This window comes from Caballeronia sp. LZ003 (assembly GCF_031451465.1).
Classification (GTDB): domain Bacteria; phylum Pseudomonadota; class Gammaproteobacteria; order Burkholderiales; family Burkholderiaceae; genus Caballeronia.
Genome location: NZ_JARUXJ010000004.1, coordinates 803985 through 824703 on the forward strand (window position 1 = coordinate 803985; position 20719 = coordinate 824703).

Sequence of the window (20719 nt, forward strand, 5' to 3'; positions counted from 1 at the left end):
CAAGCGTGTGACTTTGTTCTGCTTTTCGTTAGCGACAAGTCCTTCTGTCGAATGTCCGGCGTCCCATCAAAGTAGGAACATTCTGATTGTTACGAACGGTTAATCCGCGAGTAAATAGCGGCCTTCCGCTTCGGGCGTGACCTGCGTTTTGAAATCTTTATAAAACTATAAGAAATGAATAAGCATTCCTACCGGCTGGTTTTCAGTCGCGTGCGACGTATGTTGGTGGTAGTGGCTGAGTTTGCATCGGCCCACGGTAATGGTGCTGCACGGGGAGAAGGTCTTGCACGGCGCGCGCCCGTCGCCTCGATGTTTCAATCAGCTTTTAGCGCAATGGCCTGGGCGGCCATGCTGCTGCTCGGTTCGGCTTCCGGGCTGACGTTTGCACAGATCGTCGCCGCACCCGGTTCCGGCGCGCAGGTCATTCAAACTCAGAATGGTTTGAATCAGGTCAATATCGCAAGACCGTCCGGCAGCGGTGTTTCCGTCAATAATTTTTCACAATTCGACGTGCCTGCGAAGGGCGCGATTCTCAATAATTCGCCGGTCAATATCCAAAGCCAGCTAGCGGGATACATCTCGGGTAATGGGAATCTGACGCCCGGCAATTCAGCGAAGATCATCGTCAATCAGGTGCTGAACAATGCGCCTTCCCAACTGCACGGGTATTTGGAAGTTGCGGGGTCTAAAGCAGAGGTGGTCGTCGCCAATCCGAATGGCTTGGTAGTCGACGGCGCGGGCTTCATCAACACTTCGCGCGTCATTCTCACCACCGGCACGCCGAATTATGGCCCGAACGGTAGTCTCGCGGGCTTCAATGTCACGGGCGGCAATATCACCGTGCAAGGCGCGGGGCTGAACGCGACGAACATCGATCAAGTTGATCTTCTGGCTCGCGCGATTCAAATCAATGCGGCGGTGTACGCCAACAATTTGAACGCCATCGCAGGTTCAAATCAGGTTGATCACGACACCCTTGCTGCGACGCCCATCGCTGGCAATGGCACGGCACCGGCAGTCGCGATCGACGTGAGCGCCCTGGGTGGTATGTACGCCAACCGGATCTTTCTCACGAGCAACGAATATGGCGTCGGTGTATCGACCAAGGGTGTGCTGGCCGCGCAAGCCGGCGATCTGACGCTGCAGTCGAATGGTCAACTCGTGCTTGCCGGAACAACCAATGCCAGCGGCTCGATCAACGCATCGGCGCGCGATGGCATTGCGAACAGTGGCACGACTTACGCGCAAGGCAATGTCATCGCCACGACGAGTGGTGCGCTGAACAATAGCGGCACACTGGCCGCGCAGCAGAACACGTCAGTCAGCGCAGGCAGCGTCGCGTCGACGGGGACGCTCGGCGCGGGCGTGAGTACCAATGGCGCGGTCGCTCAGAGCGGCGATCTGACCGTCATGGCCTCGGGTGCGGTAAGCGCGACCGGTCAGAACGTGGCGGGCGCAAGTGCGACGCTCTCCGGCAGCAGCATCAATCTTGCGGGCAGCCAGACCGCGGCAAACGGCGACGTTTCGTTGTCCGCGACCGCAGGGGATCTAAACCTGTCGGGCGCGACGACGAGCGCGGGTTCATCGGTGGTGGCCCGTGCAGCAGGCGCGCTTGTAAATGATCACGGGGCCTTGACGGCTGGCGGGAGTGTGACGCTCGACGCGGGCAGGCTCTCGAATCAAGGGGGCCAGGTCTCGGCGCAAGGACCGCTCATCGTGCAGAGCGCGAGTCAGATTGTCAACCAGAGCGGCTCGCTCGTATCGCAAGGCGCGATGCAGGTGCGCGGCGGCATCATCGCGAACAATCAGGGGACGATGCAAAGTGCGGCGGCGCTGTCGGTGTCGGGGACATCGCTTGACAATACCGCTGGGCGCATCACGTCGCTCAACGGCGATGGCCTGACGCTGTCGACCACCGGCCAGCTCACAAACGTGGCTGGCGCGACCGCGACGGGCGCACAGGGTGGCGTGATCGGTGGTAATGGCGCGGTTACGCTCCAAGGCGGGAGCATCGCGAACCACGGCGCGGTGAGCGCGCAGACGGATTTGCAGCTCACGAGCGCCTCGCTCGATAACAGCAACGGCACGCTCGCGGCGGCCGGCAATGCGACGGTGAACGCCGGCACGCATCTGACCAACAACGGCGGGTCGATCACGGCGGGCCAGCGCGCCACACTGAGCGCGACCACGCTCGACAACAGCGCAGGGGTCGTGCAGGCGGCGCAGTTGTCGCTGAACGCGACGAGCCTCGTCAATCACGCGGGCATCGTTACGCAGACGGGCTCCGGGCCGATGACTGTCGCCGTATCGGGCACGCTGGATAATTCGAACGGCGGCACGCTGCAGACCAATAGCACGGATCTGACGTTGACACCCGCCACGCTCAATAATGACGGCGGCACGATTACGCATGCCGGTAACGGCACGTTGTCGATCAATGCTGCCAACGGCGCGGGCGCACTGTCGAACTCAGGCGGGACCATCCAGAGCAACGGGCAGGTCACCGCGCAGGCTGGAACTTTCAACAACGCAGCAGGCACGCTGATCGGCCAGAAAGGCCTTGCGGCCACAGTCGGCGGCACGCTCAACAACGCCAACGGCAAGCTGATGTCAAATGCCGATCTGAGCGTGACGAGCGGCACGCTGACCAATGACGGCGGGCAGATCGGCGCGGGCGCGAACGAAACGATTCGTACCGGATCGCTGACGAACAACGGCGGCTCCATTGTCGCCCCGAACCTCACGCTTGCGACCAGCGGCACGCTCGATAACAGCGGCGGCGACATCGAAGCGAACCAGCTCGCCTTGACCGCGACCGACTTGCTGAACCACAGCGGCACGATCACGCAGTACGGCACGGCGACGATGGGGTTCAACGTCGTCGGCACGTTCGATAATTCGAACGGCGGCACGCTTCAGAGCAACAACACCGACCTGACGCTCACGCCCGCCACGCTGATCAATGACGGCGGCGCTATCCTCGCGGCCGGCAGCGGCACATTGACGATTGCGCCCGGCAACGGCGCGGGCGCCTTCTCGAACGCGGGCGGCAAGATCATCGCGGCTGGCCAGATTGCGGCGCAAGCGGCCAGCCTGAACAACGCGAACGGGGTGCTAGCCGCGCAGGGCAATCTCGCGGCCAACATTGCGGGCGATGTGAACAACGCGCAGGGCGCGATGCGTTCGCTTGGATCGCTGTCGCTTGCGAGCGGCGGCGCGCTGAGCAACACGAATGGCCAGATTCAGTCTGGCACGGACACCGGCGATGCAAGCACGCTCGACGTTCAGGCGGCGTCCATCGATAACACGAGCGGGCTTATCGGCGATCTCGGTACAGGCGACATGCACGTGCAAGGCGGCAGCCGGATCGTCAACAGCGGTGGCGTGATCACGGGCAACGGTAACGTCGCCGTCGACACATCAACGCTCGTAAATACCAACGGCGCGCAACTCAGTGGCGCGAATGTCGCCGTGCAGGCGGACACCGTGGACAACAGCGCTGGCCAGATTGGCAGCCTTGCGGACACGATGGGCGATGTCGCCATCACGACCACCGGCGTGATCACGAACACGAACGGACAAATTGGCGCGAGTCACGATCTGTTGGTGACCGCTGCCACCCTCGCGGGCGGCGGTGCATACAGCGCGGCCGACGACGTTGCGGTGAACGTTCAGGGCAACTTCACGCTCGCTTCAGATCTGCAACTCAAAGCCGGTCACGACCTGACCTTCACCCTGCCCGGCACGTTCAACAACGGCGCCGCGCTGGAGTCGGTCAACAACCTGAACGTCAACGCAGGCGACATCGCAAACAGCGGCGTCATGATGGCCGGCGGCACGCTCACCACGCACTCGAATACGCTGACGAACACCGGCGCGATCATCGGTGGCAGCGTCTCGCTGAATGCAAACAGCACGCTCTCCAACGTCGGACCGACCGCACTGATCGGCGCCACCGACAGCAATGGTTTGCTGGAACTTCTCGCATCCGACATCGAGAACCGCGACGACACGACGATGACCGATACGCAGGCCACCACTGCGATCTTCGGTCTCGGCAACGTCGTGCTGGCAGGCGGCAAGGATGCGAACGGCAACTATACGAACGCAAACTTGATCCGCAACCAGTCTGCGCTGATCGAATCGGCGGGCGATATGGCGCTGCACGCCGATCAGGTCACGAACACCCGTACGACGATGACCACCACCGGGCTGAATCAGCCGGTCGATCCGAATCTGCTGACGCAACTCGGCATCAGTCTGTCCGGATGCACAGCGGTGGTTGCCGCCGCGTGCGCGGGTCAAGATGTGGGCTGGACCACCTCGACCCCGGACATGATCGGCGGCGTCGATATCGAGCCGCCGCACGGTGGCCAGTGGAACAGCGGCTACCAGTACACGACCTATACGGGCGTGGCGGTGGCGAACCTGATCGCCTCCATCAGCCCGCAAGCGCAGATCGTGGCGGGCGGCAATCTGGACGCGTCGAAGGTGGGGCTGTTCCAGAACTACTGGAGTGCGGTGACGGCGGTGAGCAACATCGCCGCGCCCGTTTCGCTCGACCAGAACAGCTGGCAGGGGCAATCCGCGCCTCAGGTGCAGATCACCTATTCGGGCTACTACCACTACAACAACTACGACAACTCGGAACACAACTGGACGCTGCCGTTTGGTGACGCGCCTTTCGTGGGCGGCCGGCCCGGTGGCTACAGTCAGGCCGCGCCTGCCGACGTCCGCTTGTACGCGTTGCCAAGCGACGAATCGAGCTTCGTTGCGGGCGGCACGCTTTCGGGCACGGGCATCAGCATCGACAACACGGCAGGCAACGCGGTCATTCCGTCGATGGGACTCGCGCCCGGTCAGGCGATGTCAGGCGTGAGCATCGGCGGCTTGAGCGGTAATGCGGGCGGCGCCAAGGCTGGCGCGGCGAGCGTCAATGGCGGCTCGGGCCTCGTGAATCCCGTCATCGCCAGCGCGACGGCGCTCAATGTCCTGGAGAATCTTACGATTCCCGCAGGCGGATTGTTCAGTCGGACCACCGCGCCGGGCGTCACGTATCTGATCGCGACGAACCCGGCCTTCACGAACCAGAAGAGTTTCATCTCCAGCGATTACTACCTGCAGCAGCTCGACATCGACCCGCAGAAGGTCGAGAAGCGTCTGGGCGATGGCTTCTACGAGCAGCAGCTCGTACGCAATCAGATCACGTCGCTGACGGGCAAGGCGGTGCTGGGACCGTACACCGATCTCCAGTCGATGTACGAGGCGATGCTCGGCGCGGGTGCATCGCTCGCGCAATCGTTGAATCTGCCGCTGGGCATGAGTCTGTCGCCGGAACAGGTGGCGTCGTTGACGTCCAACGTCATCATCATGCAGACCGAGGTGGTTGACGGGCAGTCGGTGCTGGTGCCGGTGGTGTATCTGGCAAAGTCGAGTCAGCAGAACATGAACGGACCGCTGATCGCGGCGACCGACATCGATCTGAAGAACGCGCAGACCTTCACCAACAGCGGCACGGTGCAGGCGGGCAATACCTTGTCCATTCAAGGCAATCAGATCAACAACGCCTTTGGCACGCTGCAAAGCGGCGGCCTCATGTCGCTCACGACGAAGGGTAATGTCGATCTAACGTCGGCGAGCGTGAACGCCGGCAGTCTCGCGCTGAATGCAGGTGGCGATTTGATCCTCAACACGGCGGTGAAGACGGTCGATCAGATCAGCCCGACGGGCGCCACGCGCACCACGGCAACGCTCGGACCCATCGCGAGCCTGAACGTCGCGGGCAACGCGGTCATCGTGACGGGCGGTAACGTCGAGCAGAACGCGGGCAACCTGAACGTGGGTGGCAACCTCGGCATGATCGTCGGTGGCGACTGGGATCTCGGCTCGGTGCAGACCGGTGAGCACAAGGTGGTCGAGCGCGCGAACGGTGTGTCGAACACCGATATCAATCGGACGACGGGCAGCAACGTGAACGTCGGGGGTGTATCGCTGATTGGCGTGGGTGGCGATCTGACGGCGACCGGCGCGAACCTGAATCTCGGCGGTGGCGGCTCGCTTGCAGCCAATGGCAACGTGACGTTGCAGGCAGCGAAAACGACCTCGACGATCGACGCCAGCAGCGCGGGCAGCGACCACCACGGCAGCTACGCGGAGTCGATGCACACCGCCGACGATACGCTCACGGCCACCACACTCAACGCGGGCAATTCGCTGAGCGTGGTGGCAGGCAAGGACATCAGCCTCACCGGCAGCGCAATCAGCCTCGACAAAGGGACGGCGACGCTTGCAGCGGCGGGCAATGTCAATGTCGGCGCGGCCACCGAAACGCATGTCGACAACTCGCAGGAAACGCATAGCCACAGCAATGTGGTGAGCGGTAAGGAGGTGGCGAGTTCGTCTAATTCGACGGCGATCCTTTCGCAAGGCAGCATGATTTCCGCCGATGCGGTGACGATCACCAGCGGCAAGGATATCAACGTACAAGGCAGCACGATTGTGGGCACGAACGATGTGTCGCTCAATGCCACGCACGACGTGAATATCACCACGACGCAAGACACCATGCAGTCGTCGGGCAGCCATCAGGAGACACGCACGGGATTGGGCACGAGCGGGCTGACTGTCACGGTCGGCACCAACAAGCTCGCCACGACCGATCAGGCATCGAGCGTGACGAACAACGCGAGTACGGTCGGCTCGATCAACGGCGACCTGTCGATCCAGGCCGGCAACACGTTACACGTGACGGGTAGCGATCTTGTTGCGGGCGGAAACCTCGCTGGCACGGCGGCGAACGTCATCATCGACGCTGCAACCGATACCTCGCATCAGGCGCAGACGCAGAAGACCAGCAGCAGCGGCGTCACGCTCGGACTTGCGGGTTCGGTGGGCGACGCGATCAACAACGCGTATTCGGAATCTCAGGCGATCGGCCATTCGGCCAGCAGTGGCAATGACCGGGCGGCAGCGCTCCACAGCATCGCGGCGGTGGGCGACGCCGCGATGGTCGCGAACGGTGCAAAAGCCCTCGCCGGTGGCGGCAAGCCCGACATCGGTGTCAAGGTGAGTATCGGTTCGAGCAAGAGCCAGAGCCAGTCGTCGGAAGATCAGACCACGCAGCGCGGCTCCAGTGTGCAGGCAGGCGGCACCGTGGCGTTCGTCGCGACCGGGGATGGCACGCCGGGCAGCGGTAACGTGACCATCGCCGGTTCGAATGTGAGCGCGAACGACGTATCGCTCGCGGCCAAGAACCAAGTGAATATCGTTAACACGACGGACACCGACTCGACGCGTAGCTCGAATAGTTCGAGCAGCGCAAGCATCGGCGTCCAGTACACGTTGGGCAGCGGCTATGGCGTCTCGGCGGCGATGGCAAACGCGCATGGCGATGCGAACAGTGACGCATCGATCCAGAACGCCTCGCATGTCACGGGGACGAACAGCGTCACGGTTATTTCGGGCGGCGACACCAACATCATCGGCTCGCAGGTGAACGGCAAGCAGATTGCGGCCGATGTAGGCGGGAACCTCAACATCACGAGCGTGCAGGACGTGACGAACAGCGCCGCGCACCAGAGCAGCGCGGGCGGCGGGGTTACGATCAGCCAGGGTGGCGGTAGCGCGAGCTTCAGCGCACAAAACGGTCATGCCGATTCGAACTACCAAGGCGTCAATGAGCAGGCCGGGATCAATGCGGGCGATGCCGGTTTCAACGTCAACGTCAAGGGCAACACCGGTCTCACTGGCGCGGTGATATCGAGCACGGCGGACGCCTCGAAGAATAGCCTCACGACTGGCACGCTCACGTATAGCGACATCGAAAACCACTCGCACTACAGCGCGGCGAGCAACGGGGTCAGCGCGGGCATGGGTGTTGGAAGCACCGGCAAGGCGGTGGGCACGGGCTCGGTGAGCGGGACGCCCGGCGTTGTACCGATGATTTCTCAGGACGAGCACGGCGATCATAGCGCCACGACGCGTAGCGCCGTGAGCGCAGGCACGATCAGCATCACGAACGGTTCAAGTCATACGCAGGATGTGGCGGGTCTTTCTCGCGACACGACGAGCACGAATGGCACCGTTTCGAAGACGCCGGACGTGAACAAGATTCTTAGCCAGCAAGCCGATACGATGCAGGCCGCGCAGGCAGCGGGTCAGGTGGTGGCGCAGGGGATCGGGGCGTATGCGGATAGCAAGCGGGATGAGGCGGTCGATGCGGTCGACGCGGCAGCCAAGAGCGATGATCCGCAGGCGCTGGCCGCGGCGCTGGCCGACTACGCCGATTGGCGTGAAGGCGGTGACTCGCGTGCGATTCTCCAAGCAGGCGGTGGCGCCTTGATCGGCGGGCTGGGCGGCGGTGCATTCAGTGCATTCGGTGGCGCAGCGGGCGCGGCTATTTCCTCGAAGCTCGCAGACCAGACGAAAGCGGCGGCCGACGCAGTGACGGGTGCGACGGGTTCGTCGTTGATGGGTAACCTCGCTGGGAATATCCTGTCAGGTCTGGCCGGTGCGGCCGTGGGTGGCACAGCGGGCGCGGCGATGGGATCGAATGTGAACCTGTACAACCAGGGAAATGACAAGGACGCAGCCGCGAAAGACTCCCATGTGAAAGCCGTAATTGCGCAAGCGCTCGGCAACCCGCCTGACTTCAATGCGATTTCGCTTGGTACGCTGATTGACCAGTTTGTTGGGCTGATGAAGTCCGGCGCGCAGGCTAAGATGTCCGAATCGCCGGCGGACCTAATGGCGCAAGGCGCGGCGAACGGGCTCAATGCGATAGTAGGTACGGGCGGTGGCAAGCCGCCTGCTGCCAGTCCAGGAGTGGTGCTCGCGGATTCCACGGCGGCAAACGCTGTTCCTGGGACACCGGGGTATGGGCCGGGTAATGCGACGTTTAATAGTGGCGACAATTCTGGGTCGCAGGATGCAAGTACGCCGGTGGGGGTCAGCGGTAGTCCAATGGATGTGCCACGGGGTACTAATGCCCCGGCGACCATTGGAGGAGTTGATTACTCAGCTCATGCTATAGACCAAATGCAGGGTCGGGGTGTGCCACCCTCAGTGGTGAAAAACACCATTGATAATGGCGTTAACTACCCTACGCGTCCTGGAACAACGGGATACTATGATCCGGTGAACAACGTTCGGGTCGTCACGAATTCAAAAACCGGGCTTGTCGTCACGGTTATCCCTGGAGCACCTTAAAATGACGAGAACGTTTATTGGTCTGGATCTGGATGTAAAAAAAATCTTGCTCAAGGAATGGGATCCAATTGGTGTTGGCGCTTCACCTGAGGCGGACGATGAATACGACTCATATGTCCAGGATATTAGCCGTATGCTTCGAGAGGAAAAGACAGTCGACGAACTGTACTCTCACCTCAGGTGGATTGAGGTCGAGCATATTGGTCTCGATGGAGATGAATTACATACCAGAACTGTTGCCCATCGACTCATGAGTTTGGATAAAGCTACTCGCTGATGACGACAAACTCGGCCGCCGCCGGCCGCCGCCGGGCTTGTCGTTTGTAGAGTCGTTCAATCCGGTGTGATGACGAGCCTGCTGCGCTCGACCTAGATTCTCACCCGCTGGCCTCCTTCGGGCGGTGTGCCGAGTATTGCCATACTGAATAGCGGAAATGGAGATAGCGGTGCGGACGGTGGGGATAACGATAAGAGTTCGTTCTGGTCCTCCACTAAGGATAAAACGCCAGTCGAAAATGCCTATGGCCATTCGACCAAGCACGGAGACGATGGGATCGACGGACATCGACGTGGTTGCGCCAAACGGTGACCTTATTGCGGTGGGTGGTCCCGCGAAGGCAAACAACCTTGGCAAGTTGGGGCAGGAGCTTCGAATCTATCAAACGATTGCTGATCAACGTGGCGTGTCGGCACAGGTCTACTTCGCCGAAGGAACCCCGCAATCGGCAATCAACCTTGCGACCAAAATTCTTGGCGAAGGGAACGTAAAAATCATCTCAGGGACCAAATGATGGCAACTCGTATCTTGCGTGTTTCGATTCCAGGACGCCTAGTTTTGGCATTCACTTTATCGCAGCTTGCCTCAATTCGGCGGGCTTGGTGATCGAAAATCCAGAGACTGGAAGAGTAACCTCTTGGTCTGATGAAGGTGAGCAGATCGTGACCGCCACGGAAAACCTTTTACACGAAATTAAGTCAAGGGCGCTCAAAAACGTGCAGTTTTGGATTTCACGCAGTGAAGATATGTTTGTATCGTGGAATGAAGACGGTAATCAGAGTGTTTTCTCGCTTCATCTTGATGGGGTTGACGTCAGTCGCTCGGTAGCTGTGGCTTCCAGCCTCATAGAAGGATTGCTCACTCAGTACGTAGGTATGAACTTATCAGGAGACGGCTTTGCCATGGTCTTCGAATAGATTCCGCATCGGGGTATGTGCCTAGTAATGCCATACTGAATAGCGGCAGCGATAGCCAGGCGTCCGCAAACAGTGGAAATGTCAGCGACCTTGAAAATGCAGCAAATGAACCATTTAAAGATGGGCAAGCGATAACCAATGCTGGTCGTGCTGCTACCAAGCATCCCGAGTACTTTGGTTTCGACTCTACACAGGATATGCGGCAGACCTATCGAAGCGGTGCTCAGTTGAATGAACTTGCATCGCAAGCGGTCCAAGATATCTTGCAAAATGGCACACAGACGAAAGGTGCCGGAGGTCGGTATCCGAATGGTTGGATTACGTACACACTTCCTGATGGTCGAGCGGCTAGCTGGACAACATCGGGTGAGTTCATCGGATTTAGAGGATTGCAGAAATGAACTACGGTTTGATATTCGAGAAGGTTGGTGACGTTAATAGTCTATACCCATACATTTGTGTATATGTAGAGGGAGAAGGTAATGCTTTTATGGAAATAGGTGTTACCGATGAAAAGCAGCTTGCACTTACGTTTTATGCAAATGATAAAAACGTTGCATTGACTATTGAGCAGTGGAAGGAAATCGTGAAGCGGGGCCGCGAATTCTTGCCCAAAGCAATAGCGGACGAAGAAGCATCGATGTAGGCACCCACAACAAACCCGGCCGCAGCCGGCTTTGTTGTTTTAAGGCATAGCAGGTAGTGGCGTAATGATTAGCTGCCCGTGCTGCACAAGCATGCAGACACGGAAATCGGGTTTGAACCCGGCCTGTTCAAGTCATCGGCCCATAAGCCGGATACGCGGCATGTGGTGCTCGTTGGCGTCGCAATTGATCGGGCGCACCGAAAACGTGTTTGTTGCTTTAAGATTGGCATCAACCATATCAACTCCTTGGTCGAGTTGGTGGTGGTCAGCAAGCCGCGAGTGTTGGTAGCACTCCAGTGAACTGAATAACTCAACGGTGGTCAGTCGAATGACCAAACAGTTTGCCGCGATGTTGATGTGGTCATCGGGATGTTTCGCGACTTTTTTGATCATGGCGATTTAACTGAGTTTGGCCTAAGCAAGACGCGTCGTCTTCGGGAACCTAGAGCGCGCTAAATCGCCACCTCAAAGACGCAGCGTACGAGAGCCATCGTCCGACGAAGTGATTTCGAGCTTAAATGATGAGCGAAGAAGGCTTGCGAAGACGAAGGCATGCGAAGTAAAAGTGAGTATTTGAGCATTATGAGAATCAGAAAGTGGCTGACGGCTTTGCCGCTTACAGCCTTCGCATCACTAGGGATACACGCACAGCAAGCACCAAACTCCGCAAATGAAGCGGCAGCAGCGCGCGCCAACGCCCAGCAAGAACAACAGGTCCAGCAGCAACGCGAAGCGCAGCAACGCGACGACGCCGTGCAAGCTCCCGCCGTGCGTTCAGCCGTTCCCGGTGCTCAGGACTTTTCAACCCTGCCCACCGAATCGCCGTGCTTTCGCATCAACACATTCACGCTCGACGTTCCACCAAGCCTGCCCGACGCGATACGCGCCAAAGGCGCATCGGCCTTACCGCTCGATCCGTTTGCGTTCGCGCGTGAATGGCTCGGCCACTACACCTATCAATGCATCGGCAAGGAAGGCGTGAACCTGCTGACCAAGGGCCTGCAGCAAGCGATCCTGAGTCGCGGCTACATCACCACGCGCGTGTTGTTACCCGAGCAAGACCTGTCGCACGGCACGCTCAAGTTCGCGCTGGTCCCGGGCGTCATTCGTGACATACGGTTCGCCGAACCCTTGTCACGGGGTTCGTGGAAAACCGCTTTCCCCACAAGACCCGGCGACGTACTCGACTTACGCGATCTTGAACAAGGCATCGAACAGATGAAGCGCGTCGCCAGTCAAGATGCGGACATGAAGATCGAGCCGACCGACATCCCCGGCGAGAGCGATGTCGTGCTCACGGTCAAGCGCGGCAAGCCTTATTCGTTCGTCGCATCGGTCGATAACTCGGGCAGTCGCGCAACGGGCAAGCTGCAAGGCAACCTCAGTCTCGGCATCGACAATCTCCTTGGCCTGAATGACGTCCTCACTGTCGGCGCAAATCAGGACCTCGAGTTCGGCGACAAGGGCTTGGGCTCGCATGGCTTCAACGGATCGTACTCGATGCCATGGGGCTATTGGACCGCGACCGTCTTCGGCAACACCAACACGTACTATCAACAGATCGCGGGCGCCAACCAGACCTTCGTGTCGAGTGGCAACTCACAGACCGCCGGCGTCAAACTCGCGCGCGTCTTACATCGCGGACAAAGCGACGTGTTCGGCACCTACGTGCAACTGTCGAAGCGCTTCGGCGCGAGCTTCATTGACGACACCGAGATCGAACTCCAGCACCGCAACAACACGTTCCTGGAACTCGGTCTGACGGATCGGCATTACCTGGGTGGCGCGCAGTTCGACGGCACGCTTGCGTTTCGCCAGGGCATCGGCGCATTTGGCGCGACGCCCGATCCATCCTTGCCGCCCGACCCGAATATCGCACCGACGCCGGCGACCAAGCCAAGCGGCCCGACTTACCGCTTCCACATGGCCGTGCTCGATGCGAACCTCTCGGTGCCGTTCGCCATCGCAAATCAAGCGCTTCGCTACGTGACGACGATCCACGGCCAGTACACGAACGACACGCTGAACTACATCGACGATCTGACCATCGGCAGTCGCTACACGGTGCGTGGCTTCGACGGTGAACAGATGCTCGCGGCCGAGCGCGGTTTCTACTGGCGCAACGAGTTGCAAGCGCCGATCGGAAAGACAGGGCAAGCGCTCTACGCAGGCATCGACTATGGACGCGTGTTTGGCCCGAACACGGCGTTTCTCGCGGGTACGCAGCTCGTGGGCGCGGTAATCGGCATTCGCGGCGGCGTCCCAACGAAATATGCGGGCTTGAGTTACGACCTTTTTGCCGGCACGCCAATCTACAAGCCGTCAGGGTTTCCAACCTCACGCGTAACGGTTGGATTCCAGATGACGGCCCAACTCTAAGTCATCGCGAAGGGGCGTACTTGAAAGTACGACCCCTCGCTCGGGCACTGAGCGAGCAGGCGTCGCACCCTTAGCCTTCTTTCTGATCATCCTCCCCGCACCAAATCCCGATGCGTCAAATAAAGCCGTAGATCGAACTCGATTTGGTGATACCCCGGCTGCATCAATTCGCAAAGCCGGTAAAACGCCTTGTTGTGATCGTTCTCTTTCAGGTGCGCGAGTTCATGCACGACAATCATCCGAAGAAACTCGGGAGCCGTATCCTTGAAGAGCGATGCGATCCGTATCTCTTTCTTCGCCTTGAGCTTGCCGCCCTGCACACGTGAAATCGCCGTATGAAGACCGAGCGCATGACGCAGCACATCGAGCTTGCTGTCGTAGATAACCTTGTCGATGGAAGGCGCCACGCGCAGAAACTCGCTCTTGAGCTCCGCGCAGTATTGATAGAGCGCGCGGTCGGACTGCACCGCGTGCTTCTGCGGATAACGCGCTTCGAGATAGCTGCCGAGCTGTTGCTGGGCAATCAATCGGCGCACTTTGTCCTGTAGCGTATTCGGATAAGCGCTCAGGTATTTCAGCTGTTGCATGACGATAAAAGTCGATAGATAAAGATGCACGAAGGCGCGCACGCGCAGCGTTGTTTTATTCATTCTAGTCAACGCTGCGCCATCTCGCCGCCGAAAGAACCATGAGCGGTGTTGCAGGTCCCGCATTTACGTAAGTTTCTGTATCCGCCCGCTCCGGCAGACGCGCGCCATGCGAACATCTGCGCTCTTCATTGCAAGCAGGACAAGGCAGTCATGGCATCGAGCAAGGCCCATCACGCGACCGGGTGGGCTGCGGGAATCATCGCGGCGGCAATCGTTGGCCATATGGGCCATCGGCAGCGCGCAAGGCATCGACAAGACCAGCGGCGGCATGTATTACCTTTACCTTGCGCTGGCGTTACTCGCTGGGGTAGCCGGTGCAACCGCGCCGGACTGGCTCGAAGTCGCCTGGTGGAGCAAGAGGCGCAAGCTCTGGATCACGCATCGCACGCTGACCCATTGGGGCATCGGCTGGGGCGCCTTGCTCGCGCTTTCGTGGCATCTGCTGAGACAACATCCCGCCGCGGCGGCCGGCTTCGGGTTCGCGTGCGGCGGCATCATGCATTTGCTCGCGGACTGGCCCAACCCGCTCGGCGTGCCCTGGATCGGTCCGCGTCATTCGCTCAATCTCTGGACGAGCGGAACCTGCGACCTGATCGTGGTCGGCTTGTCATGGGTTGCCGCGTTCTATGTCGTGGACGATCTCTGGTTCCATCACGCGCATGTTCGCATGCTGCTGAACGCGGTGCATGTGCTGACCGGTCCGGCATGAAGGCATCACCCCGTTAGAATGTCCGTTGCCTAATCTCTCGCAACAGGAGCCCTTGCCGATGCAACCGAATCACGCGCGAAGCCGTTTCCTTTTCCTGATCACCGCTCTCGTGATGCTGTTCGCCTTCTCCGGGTGCGCGAGTCTGCTCAACCGCGACAGCATGCGCGTGAGCGTCGCGGGCATCGAACCGCTCGAAGGGCAGGGGCTCGAAATGCGCTTCGCCGTGAAGCTGCGCGTGCAGAATCCGAACGATACCGCCGTGAACTTCGACGGCGTCGCGCTCGATCTCGACGTCAACGGCCGTTCCTTCGCAAGCGGCGTCAGTCCGCAAAGCGGCACGGTGCCGCGCTTCGGCGAAGTCGTGGTGTCGGTGCCGGTGACGGTGTCGGCGGTATCGGTGGCGCGTCAGGCGCTCGGCTATGCATCCGGCGACTCGGTCAGCAAGGTCTCCTACGTCGCGCGCGGCAAGCTCGCGGGCGGTCCATTCGGCGGCACGCGTTTCTCCGACTCCGGCACCATCGACTTTCCCGGCGGCAACGGCGCGTTGGGTTACTGAGCAGCCCGTCTTCGGGCTGTCGCGCGTTCGTCATCGTGACGGAATAAGGTGCCCTGACGAGCGCTCGCGCATTGTGCATCCGCACATGGTCCATCCAAGGCTTCCGCACGACGGGGCGCATAATCCTGCAGAGCATCCGACAGACTCGAAAAGACTGAGGAGGGCACCATGCTGGTCAGGAACGAAGCGCAGGTCGAACATCTCATCAAGGATCTGCTCGAATTCGCACGCGGGCGTCTGCCTGACGCCGCCTTCCAGCTCATCGAGCCTTTCCTGCGTCATTACTACGACCAGGTGGATATCGAGGATATCGCGAGCCGCGATATCGCCGATCTCTACGGCGCGGCCATGGCGCACTGGCAAACGGCGCAGCAGTTCGCGGGCGGGCGCGAAGTCCTGCGCGTCTACAACCCCAATCTCGAACAGCACGGCTGGCATTCCGACCATACGGTGGTCGAGATCGTCAACGACGACATGCCTTTCCTCGTCGATTCCGTGACCATGGAGCTGAACCGTCTCGGTCTTGCGCTGCATTCGGCCATTCATCCGGTGTTTCGCGTGTGGCGCGCGGATGCCGGGCCGCACGCCGGCGAGATCGTGCGTATAGGACAAGGTCACGCCGATGCAGGCGATGGCCGCTCGTCGCTCGAATCGTTCATTCATTTCGAAGTGGACCGCTGCAGCGAAGGCGAGCGGCTCGAAGAAGTGCGCGAGAGCATTGCGCGGGTGCTCGGCGACGTGCGCGAGGCGGTCGAGGACTGGCCGAAAGTGGTCGATGCGGCGCGCGCGTCCATCGCCGATCTGAAAACGCGCGATACGTCTCCCGACGGTCTCGAAGCGCGCGCCTTTCTCGAATGGATGGTGGCCGATCACTTCACGTTCCTCGGCTGCCGCGATTACGACCTCGTCGAGCACGAAGACGGTCTCGCGCTGCGCGGCGTGCCGGGTTCGGGAGCGGGCATTCTGCGCGAGCCGGCGGGCGGCGATCTCACGCCGCTGCCGCCGGGCGCGGCTACTATCGTCGAAGGCGCGGCGCCGATCTTTCTGACCAAGGCGAATTCGCGTGCCACGGTGCATCGGCCGGGCTATCTGGATTACGTCGGCGTGAAGCGCATCTCGCCCGACGGCAAGGTCACGGGCGAACGGCGCTTTCTCGGGCTTTACACATCGACGGCTTATCTCGTGCCGACCTCCGAGATTCCTATCGTGAGGCGCAAGTGCGCGAACATCGTGCGGCGCGCGGGCTTCCTCGAAAAAGGGCATCTCGCGAAGTCGCTCATCTCCGTGCTCGAACAATATCCGCGCGACGAACTTTTCCAGGCCGATGAAGACGTGCTCTTCGACATCGCGCTCGGCGTGCTGCGTCTGCAGGAACATCAGCGCACGCGTCTGTTCGTGCGGCGCGATCGCTTCGACCGCTTCGTGTCGTGTCTCGTGTTCGTGCCGCGCGACAAGTTCAACACCGACTTGCGCCGCCGCATTTCCAAAGTGCTGATGGAGGCGTTCAACGGCAAGAGCATCGAGTTCACGCCGCTGTTGTCGGAGTCGCCGCTGGCGCGAATTCATATCGTCGTGCGCGCGGATCGTGGCGCAATGCCCGAAGTCGATACGCGCGAACTCGAAGCGCGCGTCGTGCAAGTCGCGCGCCGCTGGCAGGACGATCTCGCCGATGCGCTCATCGACAGTCACGGCGAGGAAGAGGGCAACCGGCTGTTGCGCCGTTATGCGGATTCGTTTCCCGCCGGTTATCGCGAGGATTATCCGGCACGCACGGCGGTGCGCGACATCGAACTGATCGAGGCGACGCATTCGCGCCCCGGCGGTCTCGCGATGAGTCTTTATCGGCCGATCGAAGCGGCCATAGAACCGGGACGGCGCGCGTTTCGCTTCAAGGTGTATCGCGTGGGCGAGCCGATCGCGTTGTCCGCAAGCTTGCCGATGCTCGAACATCTCGGCGTGCGCGTGGACGAGGAGCGGCCGTATCTGATCGAGCCGATCGGTGCGCCTACCGCGTGGATTCACGATTTCGGTCTCGAATTGCAGGACGACGTGGAGTTCGATATCGACCGCGTGAAGCCGCTCTTCGAAAACGCGTTCGCGAGCGTCTGGACCGGCGAAACCGAGAGCGACGACTTCAATCGCCTCGTGCTGCGCGCGCAGTTCGGCGCACGCGACGTGACCATCATGCGCGCGTATGCGAAGTATCTGCGGCAGGTCGGCTCGAATTTCAGCGACGCGTATATCGAACGCGCGCTCACCGGCAATCCGAAAATCGCGACGAAGCTGCTCGAACTTTTCATGGTGCGTTTCGATCCCGCACGCGGCGGCTCGGCCGAAGAGCGCGAACCGCACGTCGAACGCGTGCTCGCCGATATCGAAGCGGCCCTCGACAAGGTGCCGAATCTCGATGAAGACCGCATTCTGCGGCAGTTCCTCGGCGTCATCACGGCGACCGTGCGCACGAATCATTTCCGCCGCGAGCCGAACGGAGAACCGCGTCCGTATCTGTCGTTCAAGCTCGATCCTTCGAAAGTGCCGGGTCTGCCCGAACCCAAGCCGATGTTCGAGATATGGGTCTACGCGCCGCGCGTGGAAGGCGTGCATCTGCGCGGCGGCCGCGTGGCGCGCGGCGGCTTGCGCTGGTCGGACCGGCGCGAAGACTTCCGCACCGAGGTGCTTGGCCTCATGAAGGCGCAGATGGTGAAGAACGTGGTGATCGTGCCGGTCGGTTCGAAGGGCGGTTTCGTCGTGAAGAATCCGCCGCCGCTCACCGACCGCGAAGCGTTTCTCGCGGAAGGCGTCGCGTGCTATCAGATGTTCCTGCGCGGCCTGCTCGATGTCACCGACAACCGCAAGCCCGATGGCATCGTGCCGCCGCCCGATGTCGTGCGCCACGATCCCGACGATCCGTATCTCGTCGTGGCGGCGGACAAGGGCACGGCCACCTTCTCCGATTATGCGAACGCCATTGCGCATGAATACGGCTTCTGGCTCGACGATGCCTTCGCCTCGGGCGGCTCGGTTGGCTACGATCACAAGAAGATGGGCATTACGGCGCGTGGCGCGTGGGAGTCGGTCAAGCGGCATTTCCGCGAGATGAACTTCGATACGCAGACCACCGACTTCACCGTGGTCGGCGTCGGCGACATGTCGGGCGATGTGTTTGGCAACGGCATGTTGCTGTCGCGGCATATCCGCCTGATCGCGGCGTTCGATCATCGGCATGTGTTCCTCGATCCGAATCCGGATGCGGCCACGAGCTTCGAGGAACGTCAGCGTCTCTTTGCGTTGCCGCGTTCGAGCTGGGCCGATTACAACACCGCGTTGATTTCGGCGGGCGGCGGCATCCATGCGCGCACGGCGAAGACCATTCCCGTGTCGCCGCAAGTGCAGAAGGTGCTGGGCATCACGGCATCGAGTCTTGCGCCCGTCGAGCTGATCCGCGCGATTCTGCTCGCCGAAGCCGATCTGCTCTATAACGGCGGCGTCGGTACGTACGTGAAATCGAGTATCGAGACCAACGCGCAAGTCGGCGATCGCACCAACGACGCCGTGCGCGTGAACGGTGCGGAACTGCGCTGCAAGGTCGTCGCCGAAGGCGGCAATTTGGGCTTCACGCAACTGGGGCGCATCGAGTTCGCGCAGCGGGGCGGACGCATCAATACGGATGCCATCGACAATTCGGCGGGTGTCGACTGCTCGGATCACGAAGTCAACATCAAGATTTTGCTCGGCCTCGTGGTCGCGGACGGCGAGATGACCGAGAAGCAGCGCAACGTGCTGCTCGCGGAAATGACGGACGAAGTGGGCCTGCTCGTGTTGAAAGACAACTACGCGCAGACGCAGGCGTTGTCGATTGCGAACCGTCACGTCGCTGAAACGCTCGATGCCGAGGCGCGCATGATGCGTTATCTCGAACGCGCGGGCCGGCTCAAGCGCAAGATCGAGTTCCTGCCATCCGACGACGAAATCGCCGAGCGCGCCGCTGCAAGGTCAGGACTGACATCGCCCGAACGCGCCGTGCTGCTTGCCTACGGCAAGATGTGGCTCTACGACGAATTGCTCGAATCCGACGTGCCGGAAGATCCGCTCGTCGCCGATCTGCTGCCCGCGTATTTTCCGAAGCCGCTGCAGCGCCGTTTTAGCGCGACCATGCAGCATCATCCACTCAAGCGCGAAATTCTCGCCACGCATCTGACCAACGTGCTCGTGAATCGCACGGGTTGCACGTTCGTGCATCGGCTGATGGAGGAAACCGATGCGCGGCCGAGCGATATCGTGCGCGCCGCATTGATGGCGCGCGACGTCTTCAGCCTCGATGACTTGTGGCGCAATATCGACGGACTGGACAATCTCGTCGCGGATGAAGTGCAGGCACGCATGTTCGTCGATGTCGTGCGTCTGCTTGACGACACCGCACTCTGGTTTCTGCGAACGCTCGAACAAAGTCCGAGCGATGCAGCGGGCGTGCTCGCGCGTTGCCGTGAAGCCGCGCATAGGCTCGCGCCGCAACTGCCCGCGCTCTTGCCGGCCACGCAACTCGATGCCTGGTACGCGCGCCGTCGTGAACTCGAAGACGCCGGCGTGGAAAGCAGTCTCGCCGCACGTGTCGCGAGTGGCGAGATTGCCACGGCGGTGCTCGATAGCGCGGAAGTGGCCGCCTGCTCGGAGCGTGGTCTCGAAATCGTGGCGAGCGTCTACTTCGGCATCGGCACGTTGCTGGATTATCGCGGTATCGCCGAGCGCGCGATGGCTTTGCCCATCACCACGCACTGGGACTTGTTGGCCCGCGCCGCCGCGCTCGAAGAGCTCGGCCGGCTCAAGCGTGCGCTGACGGTGAGTGCGCTCGAACAGTCGAGAGGCATCGACGATCCGGATGTGATCGTGGAGAGTTGGCGCGCCAAACGCGAGGCGGCGCTCGACCGCTACACGCGCTTGCTCACCGAGCTTCGAGCGAGCGGCGGCACGAGTCTGTCGATGCTGCTCGTCGTGGTGCGCGAAATGGCGGTGCTCGAACGCGCCTGAATCAGCGGCGCTTTTTCCTGGTGGCTTTCGGTGGCGTGAGCGCGGCGGTCCAGAAGTCGGCTACTTGCTTCTGGCTGCGGCGCGTCGCCGTTTTCGTCTGTCGCCTGGCGGCCGCCGTTGCGTGGCCGCGCACCGATCCGGCCACGGTATTGGCGCCGGACAACCACATGCTCAGAAAAGGGTTCTTCATGGCGTTTGCCTGATGGTTGCGTTCGTTGATTCGTTTTTAACGCATCTCGAACGCACGGGACGTGCCCGCGCGGTGCGGTTGTGGTATTGCTTGGACGAAGCCTTGACGATCGAGGTTTTCGGTGAACGCAACATTCGCGCTGCGCCTTGCAGATGGCGGGTTG

Annotated in this window: 12 protein-coding genes and 1 pseudogene; 10 read left to right on the plus strand and 3 right to left on the minus strand. The window is 60.9% G+C overall.

Features of this window, described 5'->3' with window-relative positions; translation table 11 throughout:
* The first annotated feature begins 174 nt into the window (after positions 1-174).
* The 6 genes from QCE79_RS27850 to QCE79_RS27875 all read left to right on the plus strand — a co-directional run bounded on the left by QCE79_RS27850 (position 175) and on the right by QCE79_RS27875 (position 11047).
* Positions 175-9207 (plus strand): hemagglutinin repeat-containing protein, encoded by a 9033-nt coding sequence (locus QCE79_RS27850; protein WP_309849409.1) that lies wholly within the window; start codon positions 175-177, stop codon positions 9205-9207.
* 1 nt (position 9208) lies between these two features.
* A complete protein-coding gene (locus QCE79_RS27855) occupies positions 9209-9484 on the plus strand; it encodes a hypothetical protein (protein ID WP_250466655.1) in 276 nt (91 codons plus the stop codon).
* A 271-nt stretch (positions 9485-9755) separates the two neighbouring features.
* Entirely contained in the window at positions 9756-9998 is a 243-nt protein-coding gene (locus tag QCE79_RS27860) for a hypothetical protein (protein ID WP_250466657.1), read from the plus strand.
* Between the two features lie 88 nt (positions 9999-10086).
* The gene (locus QCE79_RS27865) at positions 10087-10401 is read left to right on the plus strand and encodes a hypothetical protein (protein WP_309849414.1); all 315 of its coding nucleotides are present in this window, start codon (positions 10087-10089) and stop codon (positions 10399-10401) included.
* Positions 10402-10418: 17 nt separating this feature from the next.
* Positions 10419-10802: a hypothetical protein gene (locus QCE79_RS27870; protein ID WP_250466659.1), complete on the plus strand. Its 384-nt coding sequence runs from the start codon at positions 10419-10421 to the stop codon at positions 10800-10802.
* Positions 10799-11047 carry a hypothetical protein gene (locus QCE79_RS27875; RefSeq protein WP_309849417.1) on the plus strand — a complete coding sequence of 83 codons (249 nt, stop codon included), beginning with the start codon at positions 10799-10801 and terminating at the stop codon, positions 11045-11047. Before QCE79_RS27870 ends, QCE79_RS27875 begins: the two co-directional genes overlap by 4 nt.
* A 132-nt stretch (positions 11048-11179) precedes the next feature.
* On the opposite strand, the gene QCE79_RS27880 is transcribed toward QCE79_RS27875, so the two are convergent.
* Positions 11180-11440 (minus strand): hypothetical protein, encoded by a 261-nt coding sequence (locus QCE79_RS27880; protein ID WP_309849420.1) that lies wholly within the window; start codon positions 11438-11440, stop codon positions 11180-11182.
* Positions 11441-11629: 189 nt separating this feature from the next.
* Between QCE79_RS27880 and QCE79_RS27885 the strand changes: the two genes are divergently transcribed.
* Positions 11630-13426: a ShlB/FhaC/HecB family hemolysin secretion/activation protein gene (locus tag QCE79_RS27885; RefSeq protein ID WP_309849422.1), complete on the plus strand. Its 1797-nt coding sequence runs from the start codon at positions 11630-11632 to the stop codon at positions 13424-13426.
* 86 nt (positions 13427-13512) lie between these two features.
* Here QCE79_RS27885 and QCE79_RS27890 read toward each other — a convergent pair whose 3' ends face one another.
* Entirely contained in the window at positions 13513-14013 is a 501-nt protein-coding gene (locus QCE79_RS27890) for a M48 family metallopeptidase (RefSeq protein WP_244829716.1), read from the minus strand.
* 213 nt (positions 14014-14226) lie between these two features.
* On the opposite strand from QCE79_RS27890, the pseudogene QCE79_RS27895 reads away from it, so the two are divergent.
* The 3 genes and pseudogenes from QCE79_RS27895 to QCE79_RS27905 all read left to right on the plus strand — a co-directional run bounded on the left by QCE79_RS27895 (position 14227) and on the right by QCE79_RS27905 (position 20366).
* Positions 14227-14785, plus strand: a pseudogene (locus QCE79_RS27895) (metal-dependent hydrolase).
* A gap of 58 nt (positions 14786-14843) precedes the next feature.
* Entirely contained in the window at positions 14844-15341 is a 498-nt protein-coding gene (locus QCE79_RS27900; RefSeq protein ID WP_250509897.1) for an LEA type 2 family protein, read from the plus strand.
* Positions 15342-15509: 168 nt separating this feature from the next.
* A complete protein-coding gene (locus tag QCE79_RS27905) occupies positions 15510-20366 on the plus strand; it encodes an NAD-glutamate dehydrogenase (RefSeq protein ID WP_309849426.1) in 4857 nt (1618 codons plus the stop codon).
* 1 nt (position 20367) lies between these two features.
* Here the strand turns inward: QCE79_RS27905 and QCE79_RS27910 are convergent, their stop codons facing one another.
* Positions 20368-20556, minus strand: coding sequence for a hypothetical protein (locus QCE79_RS27910; protein WP_250509899.1), 189 nt, complete (start codon positions 20554-20556; stop codon positions 20368-20370).
* Positions 20557-20719: the final 163 nt, after the last annotated feature.